Source organism: Dactylosporangium sp. NPDC048998, assembly GCF_043197855.1.
GTDB lineage: Bacteria > Actinomycetota > Actinomycetes > Mycobacteriales > Micromonosporaceae > Dactylosporangium.
The window spans coordinates 45,010-56,147 of record NZ_JBICTV010000044.1; the positions used below are offsets into that span (position 1 = coordinate 45,010).

At 70.5% G+C, this 11,138-nt stretch carries 12 protein-coding genes and 1 riboswitch; of the genes, 5 read left to right on the forward strand and 7 right to left on the reverse strand.

What is annotated here, in order from left to right; genetic code table 11:
* Nucleotides 1-14: 14 nt before the first annotated feature.
* Nucleotides 15-323, reverse strand: a complete 309-nt coding sequence (locus ACGFI8_RS43385) for a hypothetical protein (protein ID WP_392813760.1) — start codon at nucleotides 321-323, stop codon at nucleotides 15-17.
* Between the two features lie 171 nt (nucleotides 324-494).
* Between ACGFI8_RS43385 and ACGFI8_RS43390 the strand changes: the two genes are divergently transcribed.
* On the forward strand, nucleotides 495-998 hold the full coding sequence (locus ACGFI8_RS43390) for a hypothetical protein (protein WP_392813763.1): 504 nt from the start codon (nucleotides 495-497) through the stop codon (nucleotides 996-998).
* A gap of 59 nt (nucleotides 999-1,057) precedes the next feature.
* Here the strand turns inward: ACGFI8_RS43390 and ACGFI8_RS43395 are convergent, their stop codons facing one another.
* The gene (locus ACGFI8_RS43395) at nucleotides 1,058-1,690 is read right to left on the reverse strand and encodes a peroxiredoxin (RefSeq protein WP_392813780.1); all 633 of its coding nucleotides are present in this window, start codon (nucleotides 1,688-1,690) and stop codon (nucleotides 1,058-1,060) included.
* A 240-nt stretch (nucleotides 1,691-1,930) separates the two neighbouring features.
* Between ACGFI8_RS43395 and ACGFI8_RS43400 the strand changes: the two genes are divergently transcribed.
* On the forward strand, nucleotides 1,931-2,314 hold the full coding sequence (locus ACGFI8_RS43400) for a VOC family protein (protein ID WP_392813764.1): 384 nt from the start codon (nucleotides 1,931-1,933) through the stop codon (nucleotides 2,312-2,314).
* A gap of 205 nt (nucleotides 2,315-2,519) precedes the next feature.
* Here the strand turns inward: ACGFI8_RS43400 and ACGFI8_RS43405 are convergent, their stop codons facing one another.
* Together ACGFI8_RS43405 and ACGFI8_RS43410 are read right to left on the reverse strand one after the other, a co-directional pair.
* Nucleotides 2,520-3,650, reverse strand: a complete 1,131-nt coding sequence (locus ACGFI8_RS43405) for a hypothetical protein (RefSeq protein WP_392813765.1) — start codon at nucleotides 3,648-3,650, stop codon at nucleotides 2,520-2,522.
* Nucleotides 3,647-4,165: a SigE family RNA polymerase sigma factor gene (locus ACGFI8_RS43410; RefSeq protein WP_392813766.1), complete on the reverse strand. Its 519-nt coding sequence runs from the start codon at nucleotides 4,163-4,165 to the stop codon at nucleotides 3,647-3,649. The genes ACGFI8_RS43405 and ACGFI8_RS43410 overlap by 4 nt, the downstream gene beginning before the upstream one ends.
* A 264-nt stretch (nucleotides 4,166-4,429) precedes the next feature.
* Nucleotides 4,430-4,575, forward strand: a riboswitch (cyclic di-AMP (ydaO/yuaA leader).
* Between the two features lie 9 nt (nucleotides 4,576-4,584).
* Between ACGFI8_RS43410 and ACGFI8_RS43415 the strand changes: the two genes are divergently transcribed.
* A complete protein-coding gene (locus ACGFI8_RS43415; RefSeq protein WP_392813769.1) occupies nucleotides 4,585-5,607 on the forward strand; it encodes a coiled-coil domain-containing protein in 1,023 nt (340 codons plus the stop codon).
* Between the two features lie 174 nt (nucleotides 5,608-5,781).
* On the opposite strand, the gene ACGFI8_RS43420 is transcribed toward ACGFI8_RS43415, so the two are convergent.
* Nucleotides 5,782-6,843, reverse strand: a complete 1,062-nt coding sequence (locus ACGFI8_RS43420) for an App1 family protein (RefSeq protein WP_392813782.1) — start codon at nucleotides 6,841-6,843, stop codon at nucleotides 5,782-5,784.
* Between the two features lie 164 nt (nucleotides 6,844-7,007).
* Here ACGFI8_RS43420 and ACGFI8_RS43425 point away from each other — a divergent pair, with 164 nt between their 5' ends.
* Nucleotides 7,008-7,313 carry a hypothetical protein gene (locus ACGFI8_RS43425; RefSeq protein ID WP_392813771.1) on the forward strand — a complete coding sequence of 102 codons (306 nt, stop codon included), beginning with the start codon at nucleotides 7,008-7,010 and terminating at the stop codon, nucleotides 7,311-7,313.
* Between the two features lie 119 nt (nucleotides 7,314-7,432).
* Here the strand turns inward: ACGFI8_RS43425 and ACGFI8_RS43430 are convergent, their stop codons facing one another.
* Together ACGFI8_RS43430 and ACGFI8_RS43435 are read right to left on the reverse strand one after the other, a co-directional pair.
* A complete protein-coding gene (locus tag ACGFI8_RS43430) occupies nucleotides 7,433-8,470 on the reverse strand; it encodes an AAA family ATPase (RefSeq protein ID WP_392813773.1) in 1,038 nt (345 codons plus the stop codon).
* The gene (locus tag ACGFI8_RS43435) at nucleotides 8,467-9,228 is read right to left on the reverse strand and encodes an RNA ligase family protein (RefSeq protein WP_392813776.1); all 762 of its coding nucleotides are present in this window, start codon (nucleotides 9,226-9,228) and stop codon (nucleotides 8,467-8,469) included. The genes ACGFI8_RS43430 and ACGFI8_RS43435 overlap by 4 nt, the downstream gene beginning before the upstream one ends.
* 185 nt (nucleotides 9,229-9,413) lie before the next feature.
* Here ACGFI8_RS43435 and ACGFI8_RS43440 point away from each other — a divergent pair, with 185 nt between their 5' ends.
* Nucleotides 9,414-10,994, forward strand: coding sequence for an alpha/beta hydrolase (locus ACGFI8_RS43440; protein ID WP_392813778.1), 1,581 nt, complete (start codon nucleotides 9,414-9,416; stop codon nucleotides 10,992-10,994).
* Nucleotides 10,995-11,138: the final 144 nt, after the last annotated feature.

Here is an 11,138-nt window from a genome sequence, read left to right on the forward strand (position 1 = left end):
TCAGGCCCGATAAGTCAACCGCGTAGGCCCTTCACGTCGAATGTGCCGAACTTCCCGGCATCCGCCTTGCCACGCATGCTGTCGCCCTCAACGGTGACCGCGAACGCGACCGTCACTTTCATCTTCAGCAGCTTGTTCAGCGTTTTCTCGACTTTCCACCCGGCATCGTCACCCGAAATCATCCCGTCGGTGATCTCCAGGCTGGTCGTTCGGTGGTCGAGTGACCCGGTCAGCCGGTCGCCGTCACGGTGCAGCACGAGTATGGCCTCCTGCTCGCCGATCGGCGTATCGATCAACAACGTCCAGGTTCCCTCGACGGCCACCAGGCGACCCCCACTTCCAGCCCGGCCGACACCTGCCCGCTGATCGTTAGCGGCAAACCGGTGACCCCCGCACATCATCCAGCGGCTGCCCTTGTCGCGGAACGAGTGACGGGCGTCAACATCGGCCGCTCGGTCGATGTGCAGAGGTTCGTGAGTTTGGATGCTGTTTGGATGCGGTTGGACCCACGCCCGGGCACGGTGACCGCCGCCAGGCTGTCGCTGTTGACGCTGGCGGTGACGGTGCTCGTTTCTTGTCTGCTCGGCCTGCTCGTACACGACGAGTTCGCCAGGGCGTGCTGCTCCGAAGCCATGGACCAAGGTGACTCTGACGCGACGTCCCTTGTGTTGGACGGTGTCGTGAGCGGAGTGTCCCTGGCCGTGATCTATGGAGTGCCGGCCCTGCTCCTGGGCCGTCCGTACAACTGGGGGCGAGTTGTGGCGTGGGTGGCCTGCGTCCTCAGCTTCTGCTGGGTGGTTCCGGGCCTCAGCGGTTCATCGCCGACCGTCCGTCAGCTCGCCGGCGCCCATGGTCGGTGGGTCCGCGATGCAATTCCGACGTGGTACGTCCACACGACGGTGTCGCTCGCCGCAGCCGGGCTGGTCGCGGCCGTCGTGGCCGCGGTGTTGCTGGCCCTGCCCCCGTCCAACGGCTACTTCCGCCGCATTCCTGACTGATCCTCGCCCGTTGTCCGGCCCGGCGACCGAAGCGGACCGCCGGGCCGGACAGGTGCGGGTCAGGCCGATGGCTCGGCGGCCCACCGCAGGTACGGCTTGATCTCCTCGACCTGCTGGAAGCGCTGCTTGGCGTCCTCGGTCGACATCGTCGGGGCGACGATGACCCGGTTGCCGGGCTGCCAGTCGACTGGCGTCGAGACTGGCGCGCGGTCGGTCAGTTGCAGCGCGTCGATGATGCGCACGATCTCGGTGAAGTTGCGGCCCACGGACTTCGGGTAGGTCAGCGTCGTGCGAACCTTGTTGTTCGGGTCGATGACGAATACGGCACGGACGGTGGAGGTGTCACCTTCGCCCGGGTGGATCATGCCGTAGAGCTCGCTGACCTTGCGGTCCTGGTCAGCGATGATCGGGAAGTTCACGGGGGTGCCGCCAACTTCGGCGATGTCCTTCGACCAGTCATGGTGGTGCTCGACGGGGTCGACCGAGACGGCGATCGCCTTCACGTTGCGCTTCGCGAACTCACCTTTGAGCGCGGCGGTACGTCCGAGCTCGGTGGTGCAGACCGGGGTGAAATCGGCGGGGTGGCTGAACAGGACCGCCCATGTGCCCGATTTCCAGTCGTGAAAGTCGATCTGCCCTTCGGTGGTCTCCGCGGTGAAGTTCGGCGCTTCGTCGCCAAGCCTGATGCTCAACTCGTCTCCTATGCAGGTTGATGCGGTAGTTCGCTCGACGGCGGGTCGCCTGCGCTCCGCCACACCAAAAGGTTGGTGCACAAACAGTATGTGCACCAACAAGCGGAAGGGCGAGGAAACCGCACCACGAGTGACCGGGCCGACAGTTTCGCATTGGCCATCTCGCTGTGGGACCGGTGGCCAGCGACTTCACCTTGCGTACCAGTGGTCCGTCCGCTGGCAGCGGCGGACTATGGGGGTATGGCCATCCAACTGAACCACACCATCGTGTCGGTCCGGGACAAGCAGGAGTCGGCGGAATTCTTCGCCGAGATCCTGGGCCTCGACAAGCCGACACCCTTCGGGCCGTTCCTGACCGTACAGGTCGACAACGACGTCTCCCTCGACTTCGCCGACGACCACGGGCCGGTCCACCCGCAGCACTACGCATTCCTGGTCAGCGAGACCGAATTCGACGTGATCTTCGATCGGATCCGTGCTCGCGGCCTGTCCTACTGGGCCGATCCGTCTCGGCGCTGGCCGGGCGAGATCAACACCCGTGACGGCGGTCGAGGCGTGTACTGGCAGGATCCCAGCGGGCACTTCCTCGAGATCCTCACACGTCCGTACGGCAGCGGAAGCTAAGGACGCTGCTCGAACGCACCAGCCGCACCGTCAGGCTGACCGAGGCCGAGTCGGTGCTGCTGCGCGAGGGCCGGGCCGCCCTCGACGCGGTCGACGCCGCCGACCGCCGCCGCACAGCCGTTCCAGGGCCCTCGCCGGACTGGTCCAGGCCGCGACCCGCCTGTAGCCGGCCCGCTGGCCGGCTCGGCGGGCGCGAGGACCGGTGTCACGGATTCGGCAGGGGGTTCTCCGGCCACGCTGCCGGGTCGTCGCCGCCCAGCCACTGCAGGGTCGCGGCGAGTTCACGTACGACCGATCGGTTGTAGGAGCCGGCGGCGACCATCGACAGCGTCACGCCACCGCCCATCCCCATGTGGATCTCCAGGATCGGGTGGCCGCCGTCGCCGGGGTGCTCGAGGACCTGGGCCCGGCGGCCGCCGAGCGTCTCGTTGGCCGCCCCGGCGGCTGAGCCGTTGCGGAGCTCCGTGGTGAACGAGACGTACGAGTCGCCGATCGCGATGGCCATCACGGTACTGCGCTCCGACCCGAAGAACGTCGTGCCGCACGCGGCCGCCCTGGTGCCGGCGGGTACCGACGGCAGGCGGAACGGCACAGCGCAGCGGTACGTGCGGTCGAGGCGCACGCCGTTCGCCACCGCCAGCGTCGCGGCCTCGTCGAGTTGGCCGTACACCTGCAGCCAGAGGCCGTTGGCGAGGCGCCAGCGCAGCGTGCCGGTGCCGGACCGGGAATCGTACGCGAACGTGCCGGGGCGGCCGTCGACGACGACGGACTTCTGCTCACCGGTGAGCGGCTCGAAGTCCGTGGTACCGCGGGAAAGCCGGACGTACAGCATCGACAGCGTCTTGGGCGTGCCGGACAACTCGCCCTGGAGCTGCACCCACTCGCCGTCGGTGGACGTCTGGTAATGCACGACGGTCGCGGGAAACGGCAGGACGTCCATACTGAGATGCACCAGCCACGGGCGGCCGACCTGGGCGGGGTCGCTCAGCGCGCTCGGCGCCCCATCGGCGGGCGGCAGGAGCGGCGGCGCCGTCGTCTGCGGCAGCGCGGCGGCGGTCGTAGGCGTCGCACTGGGCGCGGCCGACGGTACGGCGGTCGTGGCGGGTGGCGCCGCCGGCATGCCGCCCGCCGTGGTGGGCAGCAGCGCGGTGGTCAGGGCGACGGCGGTACCCACGGCGGCGACGGAGAACGCCGCGCCCGCCGCGATCGCCAGGCGGCGGCGCCTGCGGTAGCGGATGCCGCCCGCCCTCGCCCCGGCCAGTAGCCGCTCGACGTGCACGTCGTCGTCGGCGACCCGGGCCAGCGTCTCGGTGACCACCCGGTCGAGTCCGGTCACGACTTCCCTCCGTTGAGCGTCAGGCCGGCCGAGCCGGCGTCGGATCCTTCTTCGGCGAGCCGGGCGCGCAGCGAGTCCAGGGCGCGTTTCACCTGGCTGCGCACGGTCTCCCGGCTGCAGTTGAGTAGCTCCGCGATGGCTGTGTCGTCGAGGTCCTCGTAGTAGCGCAGCACGACGGCGGCGCGCTGTTTCGGCGGCAGGGCGCGGATCAGCCGCCACGTCGCGTCGCGCTCGGCGGCCTCCGCGCCCAGGTCGCAGGGGCCGGGAGTGTCGTACGGCTCGGCCACCGCGACCTCCCGGCTGGACGCCAGCCGCCACCGGGAGATGGCGGCGTTGACGAGCATCCGGCGCAGGTACGGGTCCGGCGGGTCGGCCGCGATCAGTTCCCAGCGCACGAACGCCCTGGCGAGCACATCCTGCGCGAGGTCCTCGCCCTGGTGCCGGTCGCCGGTGAGCAGACGCCCCAGCCGCACCAGCGCGGCGCCGCGCTGCCGTACGTAGTCGTCGAACTCCACGCGGAACTCCTCCCGTGCGCATGCCGTCACCGAACTGCACGCGGCGGCGAGCCCCGGCTGTTGCATCGCCGGCGCGGTCGCTCGTCGACGGCCTCGCGGCACAGCCGGGCAAGGACTGGGCCATTCGGCCGTGATCTGGGTCACTATCGGCCACTGTGCGCGAGGTTGCGGGGAAGTCCGCACAAACGGTGCGGTGCGCGATTTCGGCGCCCTGGGTACAGTGACCCACGGTCACGTCCACGAGGGCACCGCCCCCGGTGCCGGGCGGGGCTGCCGCCTAATCGTCGCACCGTGGCGAGCCGGGGACCCACCGTAATGTTGGGGTGAATCCACCTTCCTCGGAAGGATGGTAGGGGTCGTTCCGTCCCGAACCCGTCAGCTAACTCGGTCGGCGGCCGACGGAAGGAACAACGAACCAGATGTCATCGCGACATCCCTACCGGCGCGCTTTCGTCGCACTGCTGGCGGCAATCGTGCTCGGGGGGCTCGCCGCCACGCCCGCCGCGGCCGAGCCCGGCGGCGACACCGGCGACGAGGGCGCCGGTGCCAACCCGACCCTCAACTCCGTCCTCGAGGACACGACCCGCAAGTGGACCGAGGCCAACGATCAGCTCAACGCCTCGGTCAAGCACCAGGGCGAGCTCACCGCGCAACTGCAGGCGACCGAGGCGGAGCTGGCGACGATCCAGGAGCAGGTGGCCGCGATCGCCGCGGCGGCATACCGCACCGGCCCCCTCACCACGTTCGCCGCCCTGATGGACGCGAAGACCCCGGACAGCTTCGCCGAGCGGGCCAGCTCCATCAACGAGATCGCGCACCACAACGACAACCTGCTGCACCAGCTCAAACAGCTGCGGGAGAACCAGGCCGCGCAGAAGAAGGCGATCGAGGACGAGATCGCCACGCAGCAACAGCAGAAGAGCATCATCGAGCAGCAGAAGAAGGCCGCGGAGAAGGCGCTCGCACAGGCCGGTGGGCCGAGCAGGGGCTTCGTCACCGCCAACCTGCCGCTCGCCGACCCGGTGCCGCGCAACGCCAACGGGTCGCTGCCCAAGGAGTCGTGCAGCGTCAAAGACCCCACGACCACGGGCTGCATCACGCCCCGCATGCTGCACGCCATGCAGCAGGCGCAGAAGGACGGCTTCAAGCGGTTCGTGGCCTGCTACCGCCCGAGCGGGCCGTACGAGCACCCGAAGGGCCGCGCCTGCGACTTCTCGGTGCAGACCAAGCCCGGCTTCGGCGGGGTGGCCTCCGGCGACGACTACGTCTACGGAACCACCCTGGCGACGTACTTCGTGAAGAACGCCGACCGCCTCGGGGTCATGTACGTCATCTGGTTCAAACAGATTTGGACGCCGGCGGTCGGGTGGCACCACTACTCGGGCGTCGCCGGAGACCCCTCCAGCGACCATACGAACCACGTGCACCTCTCTATCCTGTAATCCTCACGTTCGCGGGCGGCCGGTCGATAGGGGAACCGTCGACCGGCCGTTTCTGCGAGGGGGATCTGCCGCACGACGCGGCCGAGCGGGTGCTGGGCGAGCTCATCGACCAGGTCGGCGCGCCGATGAGTTCCACCGCCGGCCGCCGGAGCTAGGGGTTCGGCCCGGCGCGGCTCAGAGGATCTCGGTGTCCCGCAGGAGTCGCCACAGGCCGGCGCCGTCGGGGGCGCCCAGCCAGGGGCGGTCATTCAGCGGGAAGCGCTTAGAACTACCGGCCACCCCCGGGAACGCGCCGGCCAGCACCGCCTGGGTCGGCGAGAGGTGCCGGATCGCCACCGCGGCCACGCTGTCGGGGTGCTCGGCGGCGAACTCGGCGTAGATCTCCGGGTCGTGCTGCCCGTCGTCGCCGACCAGCAACCAGCGGATGTCCGGGAACTCCTCGGCGAGGCGGGCCAGCGACGCGCGCTTGTGCGCCTGGCCGCTGCGGAAGAACCGGTCCGGCTGTGGGCCCCAGTCGGTCAGCAGCAGCGGGCCGGCCGGGTACAGGTGCCGGGAGAGAAACCGGGTCAGCGTCGCGGCCACGTTCCAGGCGCCTGTCGACAGGTAGAAGACCGGCGCGCCCGGGTTGGCGTTGACCAGCCGCTCGTACAGCACCGCCATGCCCGGCACCGAGGCGCGGGCGTGCTCGTCGAGCACGAACGTGTTCCACGCGGCGAGCAGCGGGCGCGGCAGCGTGGTGACCATGACCGTGTCGTCGACGTCGGAGACGATGCCGAAGCGGGTGGTGCCGGGGTCGATGATCCGGATCGGCGCCTCGACGGCGGCGCTGTTCTCGCTCTGCAGCGTGACGGACGCCCAGCCGGGCGCGAGGTCGGCCTCCACGACCACGTCGATGAACCCGCCGCGGTCGCAGCGCACCTCGCAGGTCCGCCCACCGGCCTCGATGCGCACCAGGGCGTCGCTGACCGACACCGCGGTGAACGAGCGCCAGCCGCGCAGCTTCTTGAGCCGCTTGGCCGGCTTGGGGTCGATCCGGGCCAGCAGCACGCGGCCGAGCACCCGGACCCACCCGGGGCGCTCGGCGGTGGCGCAGGCGCCGTACCCGGTGTAGGCGGTGACCGCGACCTTCCACCCGCGCCGGCGCAGCCGCCGCTCGAGGACGTTGTGGATCGCGTCCTCGATGCGGGCCGCGCGGTGCAGCGGCAAGGGCGCGCTGCCCGGCGTGTTGGGGATCAGCGACACGGCCCCAACCCTGTCACAGCCCGCCGGGGACTGCACCCCGCCCCACGGTCAACGCTGGGTGACTACCACACGACCGTGGCATGAAACCGTGAGCCCGAACTCCACGGACGCTTCTAGCGTGATTGTCAGTAGGGAACAGAGCGCACAGGAGGTGCGAGATGGCTACCACGTTCGAGGCCGTTCGGGCCGAGGCGCTATTCGCGTCGGACCTGCAGTCGTCACAGTCGCCGGTCGGCGGTGAGATCCGCACGGCGGTCGCCGCGACCCTGCGGCGGATCGGCGTCCAGGGCTGCGCCGCGCGGGTCGCGAGCGAGTTCGGGGACCACCCGGAGACCGCGGTCGCCCGCATGGCGTGGGCGCTGGCCCAGGTCCGCGCGACCTATCCGGCAGGCGGCGCCAAGACGGTGCGCGCGATGCGTTCGCTGCGCCGCCCCGGCGCCGTGATCGGCTCCGTCGCCGCCTGAGCCGGCCGCGGCACCACCCGGGCCACCGGCCGGGGCGTGCGCCGATTTTTCCTGATTGCCCCCGTCGCACAACTTGTCCGCTCCGCTGCAGGCCCTGGCGATGCAGCGGCAGCGCACGACTACTCGTTGAGCACCCAGCGCACCTCGTGCGCCTCGGTCGGGTCGGGCAGCTCCCAGCGCCCGGCCAGCCGGTCGATCACCGTGGCCGGCACCCGGCGGGGGCGCGCCCGGTTGCGCCGGTGCACCACGTCCGGCGGCGCCTCCACGCTCACCACCTCGACCCGCGCGCCGTAGCCGGCGGCCAGCCCGATGCACCGCGAGCGCAGCGCCCGGGTCACGTTCGTCGCGTTCCAGACGTACGGCGTGGCCGCGCGCAGGTGCTCGCGGGCGCGCGCGTACGCCGCCGCGATCACCGGGCCCTGGTCGCCCGTCGGCCGCACGCCGAGCTCGTCGCGCAGGTCGTCGAGGCCGACCACCGGCAGCCCGGGCCGGTTGGCCGCGATCCAGTGGTCCTTGCCCGAGCCCGGCAGCCCGGACATCACGGTCACCGTGAAGCGCGTGTCGTCGAACGCCGCGTAGCCGGGGTCTCGACCCACACGGCCCGGGGTGCGGAAATATTCGAACCGCGCATGGTCCGAGGCGAAGGCGCGCGGTCCGTCGAGGCAGCCGATTTCCCGGGTGTACTCCATGAAGAGCGCGACCTCGTCGAGCAGCGCCCGGGCGCCGGGGCCGCCCCGCGCGAGCACGTCGGCGGTCGCCAGCAGCGCGAGGTCGTCGTTGCGGGCCAGCAGGCTGACCCGGAACGCGACGCGGTCGAGGTCGGGGTGCTCCAGCGCGCCGAACGGCAGCCTCCGGTGGCGCACGAGCGCGCACACGTGCTCGCGCCAGGCGATCGGCACGCCCATCTCCCACAGCCGCCGCCGGGCGGCGAGCTCGCCGCGGCGGGCCGAATCCGGGTCACCGCCGTCCACGAGCAGGGCGGCGGCGAACAGCCGCGCCCGCTCGGCCGGCGGGCGGCCCCGCCACCGGTCCAGCCCGGCGAGGGCCTCCACGGTCCGGCGGGCGTGCGCGTCCGCCTCCGGACGGAGGTCACGCAGCTCGTCCCAGCGCACGGCCCAGGACGGTGGCGCCGGGCAGAGCCGCTCGAACGCGTTCACGCCCGCGCCCGGTTGGCCACGATCGGGCGGTCCTGCCAGTGGCTGCCGGAGTCGAGGATCGCCGTGTGGAAGCTGGGCCGGACCCACTTGTAGCGGCCGAGCACCGCGTCGTCGTCCTCGAGCTTGAGGTACAGGCCCTCCATGTCGTCGGACATGTCGGTCTCGCGCACGACCTGGTCGGGGTCGGCGCCGCCGGCGACCGCCGCCTCCCGCAGGGCCTCCCGCCAGCCGCCGGTACGGCAGGTCGACGGGCCGACCAGCTTGGTGAGCGCGGCGAGGTCGGCGAAGGACCCCTCGTGCAGCACCGGCACGGACGCGACGCCCAGGCCGGCCAGCAGCTCGCGGCGGTGCGGCGTGGACAGAAACACCTCGGATCGGCGGTCGTACACGTCGAACTCGCAGAAGTGATGCGGCAGCGCGTCGTAGAAGACGGTGTGCTTGGCATAGAGCCATTCGCCGTAGAGGATGAATCGGTCCCGCAGCACCGGCCACAGCTGATAGCGCACTCCGGCCGCCCACGCCTTGAACAGGGCGAACTGTTTCTCGCGCGGGCCGCCGGTCAGGTAATGGCCGCGCGACTGCAGCAGCAGCCCGCCATCGGTATCGAAGCTGATGGCGGCGTTGGCCCCGTCGAGCTTCTCCTCCACGACCAGGGGGCGGCCGGCCAGTTCGGCGAAGGGGACCTGCGCCAGGTCGTGGTCCCCCGGCTGCAGGCGCGAACCCTGCAGATGGGGCGTCCGGGGGTACTTACGCAGCATCACACCGTTGTACCGGAGTCGATTCGACGCGCGACACGGTTTTTCTCGGGTGATGGAAAGGGTGTTACGGCTTCCGCGCGGCACCCCAGACCGAAAGCATCGGCGTGACATTGTTTGACCCGAATCACTTGCCCAGACATTCCAATTTGGGCAAATTTGGGAGGGTTGTCTTGGAAAACAGAACCGTGAAGGGGCTGGTTCTCTTCACCGCTGCGGCCACGCTCGCGGCCGTCGCGCCGGCCTCGAGCGCTCTCGCCGCGCCCGGGGGCGACGGCAACAGTGCCGCCTCGATCCCGTGGGGCAAGTGCGCGAGCGCCGGCTTGCAGCGCCGCGGCGCCGAGTGCGGCCTGCTCACCGTCCCACTGGATTACAGCAAGCCCAACGGGCAGAAGATCCAGATCGCGGTCTCGCGGATCAAGCACAAGGTCGCCGACAAGGACTACCAGGGCGTCATGCTGGTCAACCCGGGCGGCCCCGGCGGGTCCGGGCTGACGCTGTCCGTCCTGGGCGAGTACGTGCCCAACGGCGCGGGCGCCGCCTACGACTGGATCGGCTTCGACCCGCGCGGCGTCGGCTCCAGCGTGCCGGCGTTGCACTGCGACGACGACTACTTCAACGGCCCGCGGCCCGAGTACATCCCGTTCACCAAGAGCATCGAGACCACCTGGCTGAACCGGTCCAAGAAGTACGCCAAGGACTGCGGCAAGGCCGGCGGCGCGCTGCTCGACCACATGACCACGGTCGACTCGGTCAATGACATGGAGTCGATCCGCAAGGCGCTGGGCGCGAACCAGATCAACTACTACGGCTTCTCGTACGGCACCTACCTCGGCCAGGTCTACGGCACCCTGCACCCGGACAAGGTGCGCCGCATGGTGCTCGACGGCAACGTCGACGTGCGCAACGTGTGGTACCAGGCGAACCTCGACCAGGACGTGGCCTTCGAGCGCAACGAGAAGATCTGGTTCGGCTGGCTGGCCAAGTACGACAGCGTCTACCACCTCGGGACCACCGCGAAGCAGGTCGAGGCGCGCTGGTACAGCGAGCTGAACCAGCTGCGCATCAAGCCCGCCGGCGGCGTGGTCGGCCCGGACGAGTGGACCGACATCTTCCTGTACGCCGGCTACTACCAGTCGACGTGGCTCGAGCTGGCGGACGCCTTCGCGGCCTGGGCCAACGACCGCGACACCGACACGATCGTGGCCGCTTACGAGGACTGGGTCGGCCCCGGCGACGACAACGGCTTCGCGGTCTACAACGCGGTGCAGTGCACCGACGTGCAGTGGCCGCAGAGCTACAACCAGTGGCAGCGCGACAACTGGCGGGTGTTCCTCCAGGCGCCGTTCCTGACCTGGGACAACGTGTGGTTCAACGCGCCGTGCCTCTACTGGCCCGGCAAGGCCCAGAAGCCGGTCAAGATCGACGGCTCGAAGGTCAAGAGCGTCCTGTTCGTCGGGACCACCCTCGACGCGGCCACGCCGTTCGAGGGCAGCCTGGAGGCCCGCCGGCTCTTCCCGAACGGCAGCCTGCTCGCCGAGGTCGGCCAGACCACGCACGCGAACTCGCTCAACGGCAACGCGTGCATCGACGACACGATCGCGGACTACCTCGCCACCGGCAAGCTGCCGCAGCGCAAGTCGGGCGACCGGCCCGACAAGAACTGCGACGCCCTGCCGCAGCCGGACCCGACCGCGTTCTCGCTGTCGGCGAAGTCGCTGAGCGCGGGCACCGTCGCGCGCGAGCCGCTCTACCCGGTGCACCACTAGTACCGAAGCAGCAACAACGAGGGGCGGGGGCGGGAACGCCCCCCCCCCCCCCCGTGTTAGCGGTTAATGGGGGCGGTTTAAAACCCCCCGCCCGTGTCCCCGGGGGCCGCCGCGGCGGCGCCCCGCCCCCGGGGGCGCGGCAGC